The organism is Oribacterium sp. oral taxon 078 str. F0262 (assembly GCF_000160135.1).
Taxonomy (GTDB): domain Bacteria; phylum Bacillota; class Clostridia; order Lachnospirales; family Lachnospiraceae; genus Oribacterium.
In genome coordinates this window covers 642,180-660,853 of record NZ_GG729934.1, presented here as the reverse complement: position 1 = coordinate 660,853, position 18,674 = coordinate 642,180, and the positions used below count along the sequence as shown (strand labels likewise).

Sequence of the window (18,674 nt, the reverse complement as noted above, 5' to 3'; positions counted from 1 at the left end):
TCAAAGATCAGGATAAGGAAATTCGTCGTCTTAAAGAAGAAAACGAGTTCCTGGAGGAAGCCAGCGCTTTTTTCGCCGCGAGCCGTCTGAAGTCAGCAAAAATGAAAGGCTGAAATATATCGCTGTTAAGACAGAAGGCGGCATGATGAAAGGGAAACTTACATTCTACTGTCGGATGCTCCATGTGAGCCGCCAGGCATTCTATAAATACCTGCAGCGTAAGGATCGGCCTTGGAAATATCAGAAGCTGGCCGATGCTATGCGGGATATCCTAAAGGAAGATGAATGTAATGATACCTATGGTCGTTCCAGGATGCGTGATGCTCTTCTGCAGAAGAAGCCGAAGGATGTCGATATCCCGAGTGAGCGGACCGTCTATCGAGTAATGGAAGAAATCGGCATCAGTCATCGTCCAAAGCGTAAGCCAAATGGAATAACGAAAGCCGACAAGGCTGCTCGTAAATCGGATGATCTGCTCAAGCGGGATTTCAGGTCAACAAAGCCACTGACAAAATGTGTTACGGACATAACCGAAATCAAGGCGAGTGATGGTAAACTCTATGTTTCTGCTATGTTTGACTGCTTCGATCTGGCTGTCTTAGGACTGGCAATGGCTGCCAACATGAAGGCCCCGTTGTGTGCCCGAACCCTGAGGAATGCTCATAAGGCTTACCCGGGGATCGAAGGTGCGATCTGTCATAGCGATCGTGGAGTACAGTACACCAGTGATTGCTGCCGTAGAGCCGTCCAGAACTGCCAAGTAACACAGAGCATGAACAGTGATGGTGGCCGTTGCCATGATAATGCTCGTTGTGAAAGCATGTGGGCGAGAATGAAATCTGAACTCTTATATGATCGCTATGACACCGAGAAGATGACTGTAACTGAGCTAAAAGAGCTTATCTGGCGTTACTACATGAGCTACTGGAATAACCGTCGAATCTGTTCCGCAAATGATGGCCTTCCACCCATGGTCAAGAGACAACAATACTATTCATCTTTACAGGAAGCAGCTTAGGGTTGTAAATCCTTGAGGAAAATCTGTCAACCATTATTGACAATATCACTTGGCTCTGTCCTTCCCGTATTCATCACCAAAAAAGTAAGAAGGAACATGCGCTCATTCTGAGACTGCAGCTCCTTCAATAAGGCTTTTGCATCCTTTCCATAGGTAGCAAGATCAGAAGGAATAATATCCATATCATACCCATACCGTACCGCTTTTTTCTGTTCTTCAATCTTGGAGCGGTCAAGTTCTGTAATGGTTCTCTTGATCGTTTTAATTGCCTTATTCTGATCCACTGACTGGATATGCATCGTTAAGATTTGACTGGATTCCATATCCAAAAAGTCTTTTAACATCTGATCCGAAAGGTCAGATGCAGTAATCTGCAAATAGGACATGGAACCATACATTCCACCCATTTGGAATACCCGGCTCTTTGGAAAGGCAAAGCAGGTTGGAGCAATAAAGTCCTTAACGGACAATCCGCTATTAATCAGCCACCTCCAGTCGAATATGAACTTATCCGTTTCCCCCATGTGGAACATAGAATTCATTAGACAAAGTCTTTCTTTACCGCTCATCACATTTGTACGAACTCCCAACTTACGAAAGTTATTAAGAAGGTCCGTCTCAATATGTGTAAGTCTCGGCTTGGCCTGCTTCATCGAATCTGCCTCAATCCCAAAAGTGAGGTATTTTGTCTTGGTCAAACCGTTATTCCCCTGTGTCAGCTGACGTTTCAACATGGTGCTATACTCACTTCTCACCGAATTAAAGTTATCTTTACGGAACGGAATGCGAATCATCTTTTCAAAGTTAGAGGCATCCGTTGCCATATTCATAAAGGACAATTCAAATCGAATAGAGCTGTCAAAGAAATTTAAAAAAGAGCACCATTCCTCAAAAATTGCGGTCTGATCCTCCTGTTGTGCCAGCTGATAATTAATATCCTGGAACTGTATTGTTTTTGTGTAATAGCGATCCGTCACTCGGCAAATGCCATCCGGAAACATTCGCTGAAAAGGAATGCTGTCTTGTGTACTATGCGGTACATCTTCATCTCTCTTTGCCTGATCCATAATCGCTCTTATCTGTTTCTGTTCTGCCGGAGACAGGTCGGCAGGCATTTTATACTCCTCACTGTTCTTTTTCTTTCCGAACAGCTTCAGAATTGCTTCTTTGATTTTTGCAAACAATGCGCTCTACCTCCTTTTCTAAGTCGTACTGCTTTTGTAGTAGTGCGTAATAATTTTGTGTCTGATAAATACGAATCTTAGGTTTCTTAAATCTCGCTTCATAGAAATGCTTCGCCACCACTTCCAAGGGCTGTCCGTCCTTCTCATACATGGCAAGAAAGAACAGTGGCAGCATTACTACCATCATTCCCATTGCTGAAAAACTCAGATTTCCGGTTCCCTTTAAAAGAAAGAAGACCGGCACCCCGATGAGTGCTCCTGCGCCAAAGCACAGAAGCTGCCGCCTCGTCAGATTCATAAATACCTTCGTCTTTACCTTTGATAAGTCCCTGGGGACTGAAATATAAGAAGCCATAAATAAGTCACCTCTTTTCTGTTAATGTGCTCCTAACACACTTTTAGCTAAACTTCCGGTCTTAAATAATGTGAAGCACAGAAGCACCGTATATCCTACAATTCCCCAAATACTGGCGATGATGTCATCGGATAATGCTAAACCTTGTATAAGAACTGCATAGATGCCAACACAGATCATAATAAGAAAGCCCTGAAATCCAAGTGCAAACAGGGATTTCAGATAATTTTGTCCCACTTAACTCTGCTCTCGATTTCCAAAAGTTGCAAAAGGAATCGGAGCAAGACTTGTCATTAAATAGATTTCCACCATACGTCCGTAGACAATAACGAAAATCACCGCCGAAAGCGCCAGCATTGTGACCTGTACAATAAAGGTCTGTAAATATAGTCCAAGCAGCGATCCTATATCCATTCCTTCCAATGTCGTTTGCATTGACTCTAAGGTTGCTGAATCAACCGCTGTACTTCCCTGTATCAATCCTCCGCTTGATGAAATAACATACTGTGCTACATCAAATACTGCCATTGTGATACTGAATGTATTTGAAATGAGCATTACTGCGACAAAAGTCTTGAATATCCACTTGAAGAAGATCCATGTCTCAAAATTTGCCAGATTGTTATGCTCTATGATCATCTGAATCAGCTCATAGCAGGCAATAAAAGTAAGTACCATCCCTGCTATTGGTAAAATAATTGACTCGGAAATGTTACGGATCAGGGAGAAGACAGCCGGCGAAAAACTCGCCGGTGTCATCCCAACATCGCCCGCAATCTGTCCAACCTGTTGGTTGACAGAATCAAACATTCCCGTCAGATTCCCCATAATGCCGGATATCAGCATCTCTTTAATCCATTCAGTAATCTGATCGATTATGCTTTGCATGGGCTGCTACCTCCCTGTGTCCCTTACCCGAAAAGCCCGGAAAGAAGCGGCACAAGGGTTGTGCCGATGAGAGCAACTCCACCTCCCGCCATCAGCTGCTTCATGCCTTGCGATTTTGCTGATGTGTGATAAAGAAGTAGTAGAAGTGTAAAAAATTTTGCCGTTCCTATCCGGCGTTTGCGCATTGCGCCGGATAGGTCGGGCGGTCATTCGGGCAGGTCTACCTTGCCAACGAAAGAGTAATAAATATCAATGTCCTGTCTGCGTGTGCCGTTCTCGTCATAGCTGCACTCATGCACAACGATTTTCTCCACAAACTCACGCAAAAGGGTAGGGGTAAGTTCTTCAAAGCTGGTGTACTTGCGGACAACATTCATAAACTTTTCTGCGTTTACCGTGGCTTCCTGCGCTTTGGAAAGCTCTGCCCGGATAGCGGCGGCTCTCTCTTTCAGTTCTTTCTGCTCGGCTTCATAGTCTGCCGACAGCTCCGTGAAACGCTCGTCTGAAATGCGCCCGGTCACGCTGTCCTCATACAGCCGCTTGAAGATAGCGGATAACTCGCTGATACGCTTCTCGGCGGCTTCCAGCTCCTTTTTCCTTGCGGCGTTCCTGCGCTTGCCCCCGTCCTCGTTCTGCTCGATCAGCAGCTTCATAAACCGGGCTTCGTGCTTCGCTGCATAGCTGGTGACTTTCCGCAGATTGTCGGTCACTCCGGCGGTCAACAGGTCGGTGCGGATAAAGTGCGCCGTACAGTCACGGGTACGCTTCTTGTAGCTCCCGCAGATATAACAATCCTGCTTGCGGGTGGCGTTCTGGTAACGCTGCTGGTAAAGGACGCTGCCGCAGTCGGCACAAAAGAGTATGCCGGAGAATAAGCCCACTTCATCATAGCGGTTCGGGCGTTTGCGCTGCTTGCGTAACTCCTGCACACGCTCCCACATCTGGGTGTCAATGATAGGCTCATGGTGGTTCTCGAAAATCGCCTGTTTCTCAATGGGGTTCTCTACGCTGTGCTTGGTCTTGTAGGACGGCTTCTCCGTCTTGAAGTTTACCAGACAGCCCGTGTACTCCCTGTTTTCAAGGATATGTACCACGGTATTGGTCGCCCACTTGCACTCATAGCCGGGGTGGTAGCGGCGGGTGCTTCCCGTCCGACGGTATTCCAGCGTTCCCGGCGTGGGGATCTCCTGCTCTGTGAGCATACGGGCTATCTTGGTCGGCCCGTTCCCGGCAAGGCACAAGCTGTAAATCTGCCGCACAACAGGGGCGGCTTCCCCGTCAATGATAAAATTTTCGTCCTCGTCCATAAAGTAGCCGTATACGGGTTTGCTCGTGACGGGCTTCCCGCTCATACCCTTAGACCGTTTTACTGCTTTGATTTTCTTGCTCGTATCTCTCACCAGCCATTCGTTAAAAATGTTCCGCAGAGGGGCAAAATCATTGTCGCCCTGTGCGCTGTCCACTCCGTCATTGATAGCGATAAAGCGGACGCCTTTCTGTGGGAAAATCATTTCCGTATACATTCCCACTTGCAGATAGTTTCGCCCTAACCGTGACATATCCTTGACGATAACGGTGCCGACTTTTCCGGCTTCAATGTCCGCAAGCATGGCTTGAAAACCGGGTCTTTGGAAGTTCGCCCCAGAATAACCGTCATCTGTGTACCATTGCAGATTGGAAAAGCCGTTCTGCTTCGCATAGGTTTCAAGAATACGCTTCTGGTTTGAAATAGAATTGCTCTCACCTTGCAGCTCGTCCTCGTGGGATAATCTCGGATAAAGGGCGGTAATAAGGTTTCGGGTGGTCTGTCTTAACATAGTGTCCTCCATTTCCGACAGCCAGCCCCACTATTCCGTATGACTATCATACCACACGCCGGGGCTGGCTGTACAGTCCTTTCTGCTTCTTTACGTCCCGTCAAATTGCCGATTTTTGTGTAGCAGCTTCCGCTTCCAGCACTTTCAGCATTTTATCGGCGGCGGTGGCGGTGGTGTCCTGCTTGAAATAGCCGGAAACGACAAGGACAGAATTACCTATGCGGATTTCCGTCACGCAATCCGGGCGGCGGGTGCTGCGGTCATTCTTTGGGGTGTTGGTCATAGGCGGCTCTCCTTTCTGTTCATCAGCTTTTTCAGTTGTCCCATTTTCTCCTGCGCCGTGGCTTTTCGGAAGTTGCTCCCGGTAAAGCGGACAGGAGAACACATTTCAATCAGACGGTCATAAATGCGGGCGTGGGCGGTGTCCTCCGGGTGCTGCAAGTCCTCCAGCGTGAGATTAGTCGTGACGATCAGCGGCCTGCCGCTGCGGTAACGGCTGTCAATCACGTTGTAGACCTGCTCTAAGCCGTATTCCGTTCCCCGTTCCATTCCAAAATCGTCAAGGATAAGCAGCGGGAAGCTGCAAAGTCGGGAGATATATTCATTCCTGCCCTCAAAGCTGGCGGCAAGGTCACCCAATATCAATGCAAAGTTTGTCATGCACACGGGGATTTCACGCTCCATAAGGGCATTTGCGATACAGCCCGCAAAATAGCTCTTGCCTGTGCCAACGCCGCCCCATAGCAGATAGCCAATGTTGCGCTCTTTCATGGTTTCCCAGTTCTCCACATAGAAATGGGCGTGTTCCATTTGCGGGCACTTGCCGTTGTCGTTCTCAAACGTCCAGCCCTGCATAGCCGGGTCTGTAAAGCCCCGCCGCTTCAACCGCTCGACAGTTTCAAGGTGACTGCGCTGTTTCTCTGCGGCTTCCCGTTCCTCACGCTCTGCCCGCTGGCAGTCACATTCTGCCGGGTGGCGGTCACGCCCCAGCCATGCGGCGGTTTCTTTGGGGAAATAGCCCTCTTTGGGCTTGTGGCACTTCCCGCAGTATAAAAGCCCGTCCTCGCCGGTGTAGTCCTCCGGCTCCGGCGTGGTGTCGGTCATATTCAAAATCATTTCATCAAATCCATTCGTCATAAGCTCTCGCCCTCCTTACAGGTATAATCGGGTATGCCCTTTTTCGGGGCTTTCTTGGCTGCGTCCTCCTGCGCCCACTTGAAAATCGTGGCTGCATGGCTCTTGTATTTCCTCCCGCTGGAAGCGATATGGCAGGATAGGCGGTCAATGTAATACTCCCACTTGCCGGGAAGCTCTGTTTTCAGCCCGTCAAGCTCCGTATCGGAAAGAATGACATTGTGGTATCTGCCATAGGCGGCGGGGGCGGGGTGTCCCGTTTCTAACTCTCTCTCTTTTTCTATTTCTATATCTATCTCTTTCTCTATCTCTATCTCTGGTGGACAAATGTCCGCTCGATATGGTGGACATTTGTCCGCCCCTGTCTGCGGCAGGGCTTTTTGTTCCTGCAAAGCCAGCCGCGCCCTGCGCTTGCGCTCCCCCTCGGTAGAGGACTGGCCGATTAAAAGCTCAATGTTGCTCATGTAGAGTGCGCCGCTTGGCAAAGGCTCCACAAGCCCCAGCTTCATAAAGATTTTCAAAGCTCTCTCTACGGTACCTACCTGCTGGCGGGTAATGGTCGCAATCATCTGGGCGGTGTAGGGGATATTCTCGTCAAGCTGCAATTTCCCGCCGTTTTTCAGCGATTTCAAGTACAGCTTCAAGAGAATGTTGGAATAGATAACGCCGTCCTGCATACTTTCCAGCAGAACGATTGCATCATCGTCAAAATAGCTCTCTTTCAGCTTGAGGTAGTAATATTTGCGGTTATCTGCCATAGGCTGCGTCCTCCTTTTTCCAGCGTTTGGAATAATAGCGAGGGCATAGTATGATAACCGCCCGGAAGCTCTGTTTGCAGTCACGGGTGCAGCCCCGGCATAGGTCGTTGTAAGTGATACGGTTGCGGTGGTTGAGGAAGAAAGACCATTCCAGCCGCCGCTTCTTGCTCATTCTCGGCAATGGTAAGCTCCTTTCTGCCGTTCCTATCGGTGTAGCGGGATAGGGGGCATTTTCTGTATGTTCTCGGTATCATTTTCGGGCTTTTTCTGCCCTGTAAGCCCCGTTTGGAAGTCGGGGAGTATTGCGGTAAGGGTTCATATCATACCTGTATTTTTGTAGGGTTTCGGTATCATTTCGGGGCGGTCTTTAACGCTCCTGTTCACGCTTTTTCTGCTGGCTCGGTGCGCCCCTTAAAATCTGGTCGATATTGCGTCTGACTGTCTGAAGCTCCTGCGCCCGCTGGCGTTTCTCCCGGTAGTCGTTATATCCGGCGTTCTTCTGGACGGTAAGCTGCTCAATCTCCCTTTGCAGGGCTTTGCTGGCTGGCAGCTTGGTTATTCCATGCTCCCGGAAATAACGGGCGGCTGTGTCCGCTATGATAAAATCGCTTTCGTGCTGTTCCCGGTAGGCTCTCCGGGCTTTCTCCGATTTCTGCGCTTTCAGACCGTCACGGGCGGGCTTCGTGCCGATATAGCCCAAAAGGTTGCGCTGCAATTCCTTTTTCTCCCGGATAGCGGCTTCCAGCCCTTTCAGTCCGGCAAGGCTCTCCTGCGTGGCGGTGTTGGCTGCGGAAATGGCAGCGTCCAGCTCGTCCGGGGAAGAAAAGCCATACTGCTGGTAGAGCATGAGGGTAGCCGACATCTGTTTGAGGTTGTGCATGGTCGCCCACTTCTCATAGCCCCGTCCTTTCCCCTCGGCTCGCTTGGCGGCTATGTCTACCATGCGCTGTACAGCGTCATTGTTCGGGGCGTTTTTCGCTTCTTTTTTCGTCCGTAAGCGGTCTTTGATACTGCCGGGGTATTCCGCTATGGCTGCGGGTTTTTCGGCGGCTCTGGCGGCGTTCTGCTCCAAAACGGAGAGGACAGCAGCCCGGTCAAAATCGTCCCCCAGCTTCCGGGCGGTAATTGGCTTCGTCCTGTCCGGCGTGAGGTAACTTAGCCGCCCCCGGCTCTCCTTGACGGTCACACCATGCCGGAGAAGCAGGGCGGCAAACTCATCAAAGCCGGAAGCAGCGGCAAGGGCTTCCCGGATAGTCCGGCGCAGCTTCGCCTTATCCGTTTCAAACTTGGTCTGCCGGGGCGCGATACCGTCCGCAGCAATAGGGGCGTTGGCTCTGTCAAGGGCAGCCTGTCCTTTCTTCTGCGCCCAATACTCACGCTCGGTAATGCGTTCTTTGCTGCCGTTCAAAAGGTCTATCTGGTAAAGCCCCTCGCTGTGGCACATCTCCATGACTTCGGCTTTCAGATAGTTCATAGCTGCGTCCGTACAGCGGTGCTTGCAGCCTGCTTTCCTGTCCGCTGGCCTGTCCATGTGGGGCAGCATGGGAACCTCCGCAATCCGCAGACTGTTAATGACGATATGCACATGGATATTTTCGGTGTGGCTGTGTCCGTCCGGGTGGGTGCAGACAAGGGCCTGGTGTCCGGGGAAATGCTCGGCGCAGAACTTCTCGCCCAGCTCCTGCGCCCGATCAACGGTCAAGCCGTTGTCCGGGCCGTCCCGTGGGTCAAAGCTGATGATGTAGTGGTGGCTCTTTACGTCCTCCCGTTTCTGGTTCTTGCCGTAGCGGAGATTGGAGCGCATACAGGCAACGGCAAAATCCTCCCCGCCACAATTCAGAGAGGATATGCGGTAGTCTACCCTCGGTATGAGCCGCCCGTCTGCGTCAAGGGTGGGCTTCATGGTAAACTCGTCATGCTCGAATGTGAGGTATTTTTCAGCGTCCCCGTAGTTGGCATTTTTAGAGCTGATATGTTTGAGTATCGCCAACGGCTTCACCTACTTTCTGCAAGACTTCAAACTTCAAGGCGGCAAGGTCGGCGGCGGCTCCCCGCACTTCCTTTTCCAGCCCCCGGTAGGGGCTTCCGTATTCGTTCAGGCTCCGGGCAATCTGGTTTAAGTTGCCGCCGATTTTCCCGTACTCTGCCGTGAGCTTGGAGAGGGCGGCAAGCAGCCCGTCATTGACCGGGGAAACGGTGACAATGGGGCGTATGGTCGCTTTCCGTATGGCTTGCCGGATAAACTCGGACTGGCTGATTTCATAAGCCGCCAGCCGCCCGGTGAAGTCGGCGTATTCTTCATCGGTCATGCGGGTCTTTACCACATGACGGCGGTGGGGCGTATTGTATTTCTTTCGCATGGTCTGTGACCTCCTTTCTCGCCCGACAGGGCGCATAGCAGGGTTTGGGGAAGGCACTCCCCAACAAGATTCCCGCAGGGGCAAAAATAAGCGGAGAGCGAATTTTGGCACCTCGGTAGAATCTTGCTCTGAAAAACTCCGGCGTTCCCCGGCTCCCGTCCTTTCCGCTAACAAAACGTTTCAAAAGGGCTTTGCTACCCGCTATTCCGGCTTATCTTGAAAATTTTCCTTTCACTACCTACAACACCACGCAAAGCAAAATGGACGGAGATTTTTAGAATTTCCCCTCTATTCCCTACAACACCACGCAAGCCGGAATAGGCGGACAATGGCAGTATTTTTTTCTTTGATACCCTCTACGGATAAGTAAGGGATTTTGCCAACTGCGGCGGCTATTTTCCCTTTTGTTTTTTCATACTGGGGATTTTCAAAAATGCCAAACAGGAACGAAAAAAAGCAGCAAATCTGTTGAATAGATTTACTGCTTTCTGGTTGCCGGCGAAGCGGCGGTTATTCAGTTGTAGGCGGTAGGGCTATCTCCCAAAGCGGAACTTGAAAATAGCTGTGAGAAGCGTCTGGGTGATGTAGTCCTCTGTATCTTGGTCTACCCGTCCATTCACACGGGCGGCACATTGTATGCGGCGGCGGTAATACTGCAATACAGTTCCCACCGCTTCCGGCTCCCCGCTGGCGGCTTGGACGATTGTTTCATAGGGGAGAAGCCTATTATTTCTCATATGCCATTCCCTCCATTTCCGCTTGGAGCTGCCGTAGGGCTTTTCGGATATGGTAGCCCGCTGTGCTGCGGCTGCGCCCGTACTGTCTGCCAATTTCGTGCTGTGGAATACGCTTGAAAAAGGACAGGTAAATCATTTCCCGCTCCCGTTCGTCCAGCCGTGACAGGGCTTCCGCAAGTAAACCGCTGCTGAAAATGACCGTATCGCCGCAAAGGGTAAGTATGTATTCCTCGTCCGGCTCCGGGGCTTGGAAATATTCATCTGTCGTGCCTAAAGGGTAGTGCTTTTCGTCTGTGAGGTATTCAAGGGATATTTCTCTTTTGTGCTTCCTGCTCCGTGTCCTCGCTGCGTTGATCGTTGCATTTCGGATAACGACTTTGCAAAAGGCATGGAAAGTGTACTCGATATGTTCCCGATATTCTTCTGTACAGGTCATGGAAAATCCCCCTTTCCTCCCAAAAGGGCTGTGGCTGGTTAGTAGTTGCTTTTTATGATAGTAAGGGGCGGCAGCACTTTAGGCTGTCGCTCCTTGACTGCCTAACTGCAAAACCGGGCGGGGCTGTCAACGGCGGGCGAAGCCCGTTCATCTTGACCGTTGACTGGCTCGGCCGGGTTTGCTATTTATCCGGCAAACTTGAATTTATTTTAAGCTATCACGTTTTACCTTTTTAAGCCTTACTATCATTACCATAGGAATTTCTTTATTGTTTTTGAAACATTCTTCATAAAATCCATCAATGACAAATCCAGCTCTGAAACAAAGGTTAAAAATATCTTGTATGGAACGATGATAATAAATCTGCTCCTCCGGCTGCCCTTCGATCGCTATATCATAGTAACTGTGCGGTGTCATATATTTTTCAGTCAATGTGATAAAACAAGGGTGCTGCGTTGCAAAGACAAAAATCCCGTTTTCCTCCAATAGTTCATAAACAGCCATAAAAAGCGGTTCAATATCCGTAATATCCATAATTGCCATATTAGAAACTGCTTTCGTAAAGGCTCGATTTCTTTTTAATCCTAATAAGCTTTCTCTATTGGTCGCATCCGCTACGCAAAACTCAATTTGTTTTGCATATTGTGATCGCCGTCTTTTAGCCAATTCTATCATTTTTTTGCTGTAATCAAAAGCGACGACCGAAGCGCCTCTCTGTGCAAGATACGAAGAATAATTTCCATTGCCGCACGCAATATCCAAAATGTAATCCGAAGGATCAGGAGAGAGAAGTTCCGTTACTTTGGGACGTACTACCTCTCTGTGAAATTCATTGGATTCGTCACCCATTGCATCATCCCAAAATTGTGCGTTTTTCTCCCAGATCTTTTTGCTTTCCTCTGTTCCCATGTTCTCTCCCACTCCCAAAATTTGCCTTTTTGCTTCCATTAAATCTTCCTTACTATATTCCATTGTTACCCTCCATAACTTCTGATTGTTGCCGTCTTGACTATTATGTATCTTTTCTTTCCAAAATGGTATAGGCTTTTATTTTTATAATGCTGCAAAACTTTTCTTCTGTAAGGTATTCAAAGGATATTTCCCTTTGCCGCCGCTATTGGAAAGCCAAAAGCAGCGGCTTTTTTACGCGATATGACCGAAAAGACTAGAAAGCAGGATATGTCATCATTTGTCATTTCTTCTCAATGTAATAACTGCATGGCATATCAAGCCAAATACAAGAGAAAAACAGCCACCGCCAAATAGTGATGCTCCCCACCCTGCACCCGACATTGTCATAAAACCGCCAACAAAGAAAATACCAATGCCAAGAAATATCCCGACACCATAAAAAAGTCCAATTGCCATATCATACTTATTAAATTGTCGTTTCTCTTTTTTTCACATGTTTCCATTTTTGTTATTACCTCCTTCGCAAAATCGTCCATGTGGACTCCAAAAAGAAAACAAATTTTTTTCAACGTATTTAAATCGGGTTCATTAACATCTCTCTCCCAATTCGATAGCGCCTGCCGGGTAACATTCAATTTCCCAGCCAGTTCTTCCTGTGTCATTCCCGATTGTGTTCGCAGATGACGTATTTGCTTTCCTGTTGTAATATCCGTCTGTTTCTGGTTCAAAATGGTTCCTCCTCTCTGATGCTGATTTTATCAATGATATTTCGCAATAGCCAGCAATGAACGTTTGCATTGCGCAAGATGTTACATTATCTTCTGAAACATATGCCGGATCTTGTCTAAACGGCTGTTCGGGCGGCGTGGCTGAAACACAGGCTCGCCGGAAGTTTCCTGATACCCTTTTAATTCTGTAATGCAGACACTTCTTCCATTTGTATAAAAATTCAAATCATTTCTATATTCACCAATACAACGGGCAGGGATTTCCCCCTTAAAAATAACTTCATCTTTTTCAAGTCTGGTTGATTCAATGATTGCGCAATACTTTGGTGCGTCATTATAAGCCCGTGAAAGATATTCCTGCGGTGCAAAAAGGGTAAAGGAAAGGTATGGTTCCAACAGTTGTGTTCCTGCTTTTTTCAATGCCTGCTCCAACACGACAGGCGCAAGAAAACGAAAATCAGCGGGGGTGCTGACCGGGCTGTAATAAACTCCATAATCAAAACAAATTTGGCAGTCTGTCACTCCCCAGCCATATAAGCCCTGCTCCATTCCATAACGCACACCCTCCATGACGGCATTTTGAAAACTTTGGTTTAAATAGCCGAGAGATACCTCGCTTTTATATTGTGTTCCGCTTCCAACAGGAAGCGGTGTTACAGTCAAACCAATAGATGCCCAAAACGGATTCGGCGGCACTTCAATATGAATCGTGTAGCTCGCTTTTTTTTGCGGTCTTTCCAGATAAATAACCGAAGGCTCTTTCATAGCCACGCCCACATGATATTTTTCTTCTAATAGCGAACAAATAACTTCTAACTGTACTTTTCCCAAAAAAGATAATATAATCTCATGTGTAACAGTATCAATGTCAAAATGCAAAAGAGGGTCTGTATCAGCAATCTCTGTGAGGGCATTTAACAGGGCTTCCCTTTGCTCCGGCTTTTGCGGCTCTACCGTTGTCCGAAGTAATGGCATGGGATTATCAATCCGTGTTTTGTGAGGCAGGAGTTTTTCATTTCCCAGAATGTCGTTCAGTTTCAAAGTATCATCAGCTAAAATAACAATTTCTCCCGGACAGGCATGGTCAACCGGGACGATTTCACCATTTGACGGAATACACATTTCTGTAATCTTTATTTTTTCCTTTTTTGACAGCAGCAGGGTATCCCGTAAATGGAGCGTCCCATGATACAGGCGTAAATAAGAAAGCCGTTTTTTCCGCTCTGTATACTCAACCTTAAAAACATATCCACATAATTCAGACTGAATATCGTCTGTTTCTGTAATGAAAGTTTCTGTAATCGCTTCAATCAGTTTTTCTGTTCCTAAATTGTCTTTTGCACTCCCATGATAAACAGGAAACAAAGAGCAGCATCTGGTTCTTTTGCACTTTTCATATTGTAATTCCTGTATATCCAAAGAATCCTCTGCAACATATCGTTCTAATAGTTCATCGCTTCCGGAAATAATCATATCCCATTTGTCCAAATCAGAAATATCGGTCATGGTTATCTTTGGCGACAGGGAAACCTCCTGCATGACAATCATATCACTGGTAAGTTTATCTTTAATGCTTTGGTAAACACGCCGCAGGTCGATCCCATTTTGGTCTATCTTATTTATAAAGATAATTGTCGGAATGTCCATTTTCTGAAGCGCATGGAATAATATACGGGTTTGTGCCTGTACGCCGTCTTTTGCCGAAATGACTAAAACAGCTCCGTCAAGGACAGATAAAGAGCGGTATGCTTCGGTTAAAAAATCCATATGACCGGGAGTGTCCACGATATTGATTTTATAATCATTCCAGCAAAAAGAAGTAACCGCTGTCTGAATGGTAATTCCGCGCTGCCGTTCCAAAATCATAGTGTCTGTTCTTGTAGTTCCTTTATCCACGTTTCCTTGTTCCGCAATCGCTCCACTGGTGTACAGCAGGCTTTCCGTCAATGTTGTTTTTCCTGCGTCTACATGGGCGAGAATTCCAATATTGATTATTTTCATGTGATTGTCCTCCTTTTACAGCCCCAAAAGGGCATAAAAATCCCCAGCAGTAAAATACTTTTACCACTGGGGATTATAATTTGCGGACATACACATATACAGCATACACCTGTTTGTGATTGCTGTTTTTCGGATATGTCAAAATTGATAAGGCAAAAGTATTCTTAAATTGGGTACAAAAAACCAAGCCCCCACAAAAGGGACTATCATAATCCTTTGTTCCCACTATTTGATTATAGTTTTATTTAAGAATACCTTGCCGCATATTTTTTACTCCTTTTTTGGAATGATGCTATTATATCACATTAGTTTTAGGAAAGAAAGTACCTAAAAGAAATTTTTCTTCCCCTTATATGTAACAATCATACCGACTTTCTGGCGTTCAGAATGGTTTCTGCTGTCTGCTGTGGTGTTTGGTTGGAATTGTCCAGCCAAAAGCCGATCCGTGGTGTTGTCTGCATAAATGTATCGTATAAGGTTTCAACCGTAAAGCCGGAATAGCCTGTTTTCTCCCTGTATCGTTCCCTTCCTTTTATTGTTTCCACATCTGGACAAAGAACGACAACCTCAACAGGGTATTTATGCGGCACAAAAAATATGTACATGTAACTAATTCAACACATTTATAATTTGAATAGGGACATTATAGCATTTACTAAATACAAATTCAATGTATACGGAAATAAAGATATAAGGAGTGGGAAGGATTCCGCCGTAGTCGGCATTGTAGGAAAATCCAAAAGTTTAGATTTTCCCACAATGCTTATCTTTTGGTCTTTGGTTCGGAATAGTGTAGTGCTGGCGGTCTATCTCTTGTTTTCGGTTGCTTGCTTCCTTACCGTACATGAGCATTGGCGCCAGGATTATCGTTGCCATATCCTTCCAGAAGATTGATTGCTCCCCAGATACCAAGACCTGCTCCAAGTGCGATTACGAGTGTCTGCAAAACTGTTACTGCGCTGTTGAAATATAAATGCCATAGGTTATTTCCTCCTTGTAATTGCCCGCCATTATGTGGTCGGGATGATAATAGAAAAGCCCTTGCTGCTCCCAGCATGTGCACCTGTGGGAGAGAAGGGCATAAAAATATCCCAGTCGCTGGTGATCCAGTAACTGGGATATGTAAATTACTCATTATTCTGAGAAAGATTTATTGACTTGTTCCTGTAGCTAATTCTTCCCAAATTTTAGCATTCTCTTCCGCTTTCTTCAATTCTTCCTTTAGCAATAATATTTCTTCATCGCGATCTTTACAGCAAGTGCTTGCGGGTTTAGTTTTTCTTAAGCCACCATAGTGTTCAAATGGATACATATTATGCAATGGATCTAACCAAATAACATAAAAGATATTTTCATTGAACACACCATGAATTCCACCCTTTGACGTTGAAATGCGAATTTGGTAAATGTCCTTTAAATCAACACCATCTGGAAGCTTTGATGGAGACGATGCACCTTCATGATTGTGAACTCTATATTTTCTTCTGTATTCACCAGAAACCATGTCCGTTACTGTATGTCCAGATACATCTTTAAGCATCTCAAACAAGTCTTGTGACCAATTAGGACAAGTTCCATCAAGACTGAAGTACTCGGTTTGTTCTAAAGCTTCAAACGAGAATTTAATACCATTATTATGAGAATTAAATTCTTTAGGTTTTGGAATAGTATTTCCTTCACGTTCTGGTTTCTTGACTTTCGGAATAGTTTTTTTTGTACCCATATTTACATAATCGACCTGTAATAAAGTTTCATGTCATCCTCGCTAATTACTTCATTACAGTTTTGCCATGGTTTAAGTTCTCCTCGAGCGTTAAGCCATGGAGCTTCAGTATGGTTTAATCTTTCCAATTCATCACCATCAAGTTCACCATACGAGTCAAAAATCTCTCTTGAAAATGACAAAAATTCTTCAGGAATTTCGCTAGTATTTGCAACTTTAGGAATATAGGAAAACCCATAAATCTTATACCTTTGATACAAATCAGGCTGAACAGCTCCATGAACCCATGCCTCAAAATTTTCATCTAAAATATTCATATCATACAAAGCAAGATACCAAGCTTTGGCATAATAACATAATTTTTGAAGTTTTTTATGAGACATAGATTCAATACTGAGAAAGGCTGTAGCCATATCAAAAATATCACCAGGATGTTTTGTTATCTCTCCAATAGTGGATGAGGAAGCTTCCTGATTACGAGGAGTAAAATCTTCATAATTGAATTTAGCCATTGATTTCCACCCCCAATATCGCCTCTGTATCAAATTCATCGTCAGACATTAACTGAACAAGGAACTCATCAGTAATTCCCTTTACATAAATTGCAAATAGCTTATCGTTGATTTGGTTCAATACTTCTTCTTGGAAAACAACCTTTTCGATTTCGTGTTGGTTCGTAACGTAAATGTCCGAATCTAAAGTTACACGATAATATGTTTCGCTTCCGACTTGCCCTTCTTCAATGGCATGAGTCAAATTAATATTACTTATTCCATCAGATAATCGTTCTTTTCGTTCTGTTGATACCGAAGAATAGGCATCAATTGGTGCCTCACAGTAGTAATAATCAGCAATAAAATACTTATTGATATCTTCGCGATTTTTTATGAAGCAAAAATTGATTTTACGTAATCCAAATCTTTTTGCTGTAAAGAAATCAATTTTTGTTTTGTAAATCCCAGCAATATGACAGAAAATTGTTGCATAATTATTGAACGGCGAGTAATTCTGACTCCGAACTGTCAAAATAATGCTCGTGTTTGATAATTCTAAAGTATATCCCAAGGACTCTGCCACAAAGGAATAGGTAAGCTGACTTTTTATGTCAGTTGTGTTCCCATCATTATTAATTATATGATCTAATTTTTCTTCATAACGATTAAAAGACTTCTCTTTAAGGTACGGCTTTGCCAGAAGGAGAATTCCTTCCATTTCTGCTTGCAATACACCTTGGAAGTCCAAGCGCATGATGATTTCTTTCAAGAAATTCTTCTTCAAATCAGTTCTGCTAATAGAATGTCTATCCATATTCATGCTCCTTCCCCTACTTATTAGATATATATTATAAAGCAATTTTTTGAGAATTGCTATTATAATTTAAAAAATACTTGACATTTTTGTTGGTTAGTTAATTGCCATTCGAAGTTCCACCTGAAAATCTGAAAGATGGAAGTTAATTCTTCCGAAGGATTGGGTAGAAGTTAATTCTTCTGAAAAAGTATTATAATGGATGTCTTGGTCCACCACCTGTTGCTCCGACCAGAACAGGAGGGTCCATGACTAAATATAAACAGCTTACCCTTGATGATCGGCTCTTGATCGAGGCTGGTCTCAAGGAGGGGAATTCCTTCAAGGGCATCGGCGAGAGGATCGGTAAGGACTGCTCCACCGTCTCGAAAGAGGTCCGCTCTCACCTGGTATTTAAGAAAAGCGGAGCCTACGGCAGGCCGTTCAATGACTGCATCAACCGCAAGGGATGCCGGATTTCCGGCGTCTGCAAGGCATGTTCACCGGAAAAAGCGCGGGTTCGTTACTGCTCTGTCTGCGGCAAGTGCACGACTTTCTGCACACTCTACAAGAAGGAAGAATGCCCCAGGCTGGCAAAACCTCCGTACGTCTGTAATGGATGCAGCCAGCAGCGGCTCTGTACGCTTGAGAAGCGCTTCTACGATGGGGCAAAAGCCCAGATGGAATACCGTGACGTGCTCTCCGAGGCGCGTCGGGGAATTGCCCTCTCCGACGAGGAGCAAAAGCGACTGGACGATATCATTTCTCCTCTTCTGTTAAAAGGCCAGTCGCTGCACCATATCTGCCTGAACCATAAGGCAGAACTCATGGTCAGTGAACGGACGCTGTATACCTACATGGACGCAAACCTCTTCTCTGCACGGAACATCGATATGCCGCGCAAGGTGAGGATGCATCCCCGCCGCAAAAGGCCGGATACCGTAAAAGTCGATCCCAGGTGTCGTGAAGGGCGCACTCTGGAAGATTTCAAGGTCTTTATGGATGAGAATCCGGACACCCCTTTGGTCGAGCTCGATTCGGCAGAGGGTACAAAAGGGAGGGCTGTCATGCTTACGATCACCTTCGTGACAGACGGCCTGCAGCTCGCTGTCCGACGAGAGCATAACGATTCTCAGTCGGTAACCGATCTCTTCCGCAGGCTGTATCTGGAACTTGGCCCGAACACGTTTCCCGATCTGTTCCCGGTACTTCTGGCGGACAACGGCAGCGAGTTTTCTGACCCGAAGAGCATTGAATTTGATGCCAATGGGAACCGCCGCACATGGCTGTTTTACTGCAATGCCTCTGCGCCTTATCAGAAAGGGAGCTGTGAGGT

19 protein-coding genes and 3 pseudogenes are annotated in these 18,674 nt (G+C 46.1%); 2 read left to right on the top strand and 20 right to left on the bottom strand.

Translation table 11 applies throughout. The features are described 5' to 3' along the window. Positions 1-142: 142 nt before the first annotated feature. Positions 143-1,018, top strand: a complete 876-nt coding sequence (locus GCWU000341_RS06765) for an IS3 family transposase (RefSeq protein ID WP_009215099.1) — start codon at positions 143-145, stop codon at positions 1,016-1,018. A 32-nt stretch (positions 1,019-1,050) separates the two neighbouring features. Here the strand turns inward: GCWU000341_RS06765 and GCWU000341_RS06760 are convergent. The 20 genes and pseudogenes from GCWU000341_RS06760 to GCWU000341_RS06685 form a co-directional block, all read right to left on the bottom strand. Continuing rightward, a pseudogene (locus GCWU000341_RS06760) lies at positions 1,051-2,133 on the bottom strand (VirB4-like conjugal transfer ATPase, CD1110 family); the annotation flags it as partial. Between the two features lie 10 nt (positions 2,134-2,143). Beyond that, the gene (locus tag GCWU000341_RS06755) at positions 2,144-2,557 is read right to left on the bottom strand and encodes a PrgI family protein (protein ID WP_009215097.1); all 414 of its coding nucleotides are present in this window, start codon (positions 2,555-2,557) and stop codon (positions 2,144-2,146) included. A 21-nt stretch (positions 2,558-2,578) separates the two neighbouring features. Next, positions 2,579-3,445 (bottom strand): annotated as a pseudogene (locus GCWU000341_RS06750) (VirB6/TrbL-like conjugal transfer protein, CD1112 family). A 23-nt stretch (positions 3,446-3,468) separates the two neighbouring features. Beyond that, complete coding sequence (locus tag GCWU000341_RS14465; protein ID WP_081443158.1) at positions 3,469-3,630, bottom strand: Maff2 family mobile element protein; 162 nt, start codon at positions 3,628-3,630, stop codon at positions 3,469-3,471. A gap of 21 nt (positions 3,631-3,651) precedes the next feature. Further along, positions 3,652-5,262 (bottom strand): recombinase family protein, encoded by a 1,611-nt coding sequence (locus GCWU000341_RS06745; RefSeq protein WP_002605633.1) that lies wholly within the window; start codon positions 5,260-5,262, stop codon positions 3,652-3,654. A gap of 100 nt (positions 5,263-5,362) precedes the next feature. Then, the gene (locus tag GCWU000341_RS06740) at positions 5,363-5,545 is read right to left on the bottom strand and encodes a transposon-encoded TnpW family protein (protein ID WP_002605634.1); all 183 of its coding nucleotides are present in this window, start codon (positions 5,543-5,545) and stop codon (positions 5,363-5,365) included. Then, a complete protein-coding gene (locus GCWU000341_RS06735; protein ID WP_002605635.1) occupies positions 5,542-6,399 on the bottom strand; it encodes an ATP-binding protein in 858 nt (285 codons plus the stop codon). Before GCWU000341_RS06735 ends, GCWU000341_RS06740 begins: the two co-directional genes overlap by 4 nt. Continuing rightward, entirely contained in the window at positions 6,396-7,154 is a 759-nt protein-coding gene (locus GCWU000341_RS06730; RefSeq protein WP_002605636.1) for a phage replisome organizer N-terminal domain-containing protein, read from the bottom strand. The genes GCWU000341_RS06735 and GCWU000341_RS06730 overlap by 4 nt, the downstream gene beginning before the upstream one ends. Further along, positions 7,144-7,335: a hypothetical protein gene (locus GCWU000341_RS13125; RefSeq protein WP_006058351.1), complete on the bottom strand. Its 192-nt coding sequence runs from the start codon at positions 7,333-7,335 to the stop codon at positions 7,144-7,146. Before GCWU000341_RS13125 ends, GCWU000341_RS06730 begins: the two co-directional genes overlap by 11 nt. Before the next feature lie 186 nt (positions 7,336-7,521). Then, a complete protein-coding gene (locus tag GCWU000341_RS06725) occupies positions 7,522-9,144 on the bottom strand; it encodes a relaxase/mobilization nuclease domain-containing protein (protein ID WP_002602093.1) in 1,623 nt (540 codons plus the stop codon). Further along, complete coding sequence (locus GCWU000341_RS06720; RefSeq protein ID WP_002602094.1) at positions 9,116-9,514, bottom strand: plasmid mobilization protein; 399 nt, start codon at positions 9,512-9,514, stop codon at positions 9,116-9,118. The genes GCWU000341_RS06725 and GCWU000341_RS06720 overlap by 29 nt, the downstream gene beginning before the upstream one ends. Before the next feature lie 533 nt (positions 9,515-10,047). Continuing rightward, a complete protein-coding gene (locus tag GCWU000341_RS06715) occupies positions 10,048-10,251 on the bottom strand; it encodes a helix-turn-helix domain-containing protein (protein ID WP_002602095.1) in 204 nt (67 codons plus the stop codon). Next, a complete protein-coding gene (locus GCWU000341_RS06710; protein ID WP_002602096.1) occupies positions 10,241-10,687 on the bottom strand; it encodes an RNA polymerase sigma factor in 447 nt (148 codons plus the stop codon). Before GCWU000341_RS06710 ends, GCWU000341_RS06715 begins: the two co-directional genes overlap by 11 nt. Before the next feature lie 204 nt (positions 10,688-10,891). Beyond that, positions 10,892-11,659 carry a class I SAM-dependent methyltransferase gene (locus tag GCWU000341_RS06705; RefSeq protein ID WP_002602097.1) on the bottom strand — a complete coding sequence of 256 codons (768 nt, stop codon included), beginning with the start codon at positions 11,657-11,659 and terminating at the stop codon, positions 10,892-10,894. Positions 11,660-11,872: 213 nt separating this feature from the next. Next, positions 11,873-12,327, bottom strand: a pseudogene (locus GCWU000341_RS06700) (helix-turn-helix domain-containing protein). A gap of 81 nt (positions 12,328-12,408) precedes the next feature. After that, positions 12,409-14,328 carry a tetracycline resistance ribosomal protection protein Tet(32) gene (gene tet(32), locus GCWU000341_RS06695; protein WP_002602099.1) on the bottom strand — a complete coding sequence of 640 codons (1,920 nt, stop codon included), beginning with the start codon at positions 14,326-14,328 and terminating at the stop codon, positions 12,409-12,411. A gap of 835 nt (positions 14,329-15,163) precedes the next feature. Continuing rightward, complete coding sequence (locus tag GCWU000341_RS13105) at positions 15,164-15,274, bottom strand: Maff2 family mobile element protein (RefSeq protein ID WP_081443173.1); 111 nt, start codon at positions 15,272-15,274, stop codon at positions 15,164-15,166. A 204-nt stretch (positions 15,275-15,478) separates the two neighbouring features. After that, positions 15,479-16,051, bottom strand: coding sequence for a hypothetical protein (locus tag GCWU000341_RS13495; protein ID WP_009215093.1), 573 nt, complete (start codon positions 16,049-16,051; stop codon positions 15,479-15,481). Positions 16,052-16,053: 2 nt separating this feature from the next. Then, positions 16,054-16,563, bottom strand: a complete 510-nt coding sequence (locus GCWU000341_RS06690) for a Panacea domain-containing protein (protein ID WP_009215092.1) — start codon at positions 16,561-16,563, stop codon at positions 16,054-16,056. Next, positions 16,556-17,365 (bottom strand): TIGR04255 family protein, encoded by an 810-nt coding sequence (locus GCWU000341_RS06685; protein WP_009215091.1) that lies wholly within the window; start codon positions 17,363-17,365, stop codon positions 16,556-16,558. The genes GCWU000341_RS06690 and GCWU000341_RS06685 overlap by 8 nt, the downstream gene beginning before the upstream one ends. 242 nt (positions 17,366-17,607) lie before the next feature. On the opposite strand from GCWU000341_RS06685, the gene GCWU000341_RS06680 reads away from it, so the two are divergent. Continuing rightward, positions 17,608-18,674: helix-turn-helix domain-containing protein (locus tag GCWU000341_RS06680; RefSeq protein ID WP_009215090.1), on the top strand; the 1,067-nt coding region annotated here is incomplete at its 3' end.

What these genes read in the sequence shown, in the direction of transcription:
- GCWU000341_RS06765 (WP_009215099.1), top strand. Translation starts at nt 143, where the DNA reads ATGATGAAAGGGAAACTTACATTCTACTGTCGGATGCTCCATGTGAGC.
- GCWU000341_RS06755 (WP_009215097.1), bottom strand. Translation starts at nt 2,557, where the DNA reads ATGGCTTCTTATATTTCAGTCCCCAGGGACTTATCAAAGGTAAAGACG.
- GCWU000341_RS14465 (WP_081443158.1), bottom strand. Translation starts at nt 3,630, where the DNA reads ATGCGCAAACGCCGGATAGGAACGGCAAAATTTTTTACACTTCTACTA.
- GCWU000341_RS06745 (WP_002605633.1), bottom strand. Translation starts at nt 5,262, where the DNA reads ATGTTAAGACAGACCACCCGAAACCTTATTACCGCCCTTTATCCGAGA.
- GCWU000341_RS06740 (WP_002605634.1), bottom strand. Translation starts at nt 5,545, where the DNA reads ATGACCAACACCCCAAAGAATGACCGCAGCACCCGCCGCCCGGATTGC.
- GCWU000341_RS06735 (WP_002605635.1), bottom strand. Translation starts at nt 6,399, where the DNA reads ATGACGAATGGATTTGATGAAATGATTTTGAATATGACCGACACCACG.
- GCWU000341_RS06730 (WP_002605636.1), bottom strand. Translation starts at nt 7,154, where the DNA reads ATGGCAGATAACCGCAAATATTACTACCTCAAGCTGAAAGAGAGCTAT.
- GCWU000341_RS06720 (WP_002602094.1), bottom strand. Translation starts at nt 9,514, where the DNA reads ATGCGAAAGAAATACAATACGCCCCACCGCCGTCATGTGGTAAAGACC.
- GCWU000341_RS06715 (WP_002602095.1), bottom strand. Translation starts at nt 10,251, where the DNA reads ATGAGAAATAATAGGCTTCTCCCCTATGAAACAATCGTCCAAGCCGCC.
- GCWU000341_RS06710 (WP_002602096.1), bottom strand. Translation starts at nt 10,687, where the DNA reads ATGACCTGTACAGAAGAATATCGGGAACATATCGAGTACACTTTCCAT.
- GCWU000341_RS06705 (WP_002602097.1), bottom strand. Translation starts at nt 11,659, where the DNA reads ATGGAATATAGTAAGGAAGATTTAATGGAAGCAAAAAGGCAAATTTTG.
- GCWU000341_RS13495 (WP_009215093.1), bottom strand. Translation starts at nt 16,051, where the DNA reads ATGGGTACAAAAAAAACTATTCCGAAAGTCAAGAAACCAGAACGTGAA.
- GCWU000341_RS06690 (WP_009215092.1), bottom strand. Translation starts at nt 16,563, where the DNA reads ATGGCTAAATTCAATTATGAAGATTTTACTCCTCGTAATCAGGAAGCT.
- GCWU000341_RS06685 (WP_009215091.1), bottom strand. Translation starts at nt 17,365, where the DNA reads ATGAATATGGATAGACATTCTATTAGCAGAACTGATTTGAAGAAGAAT.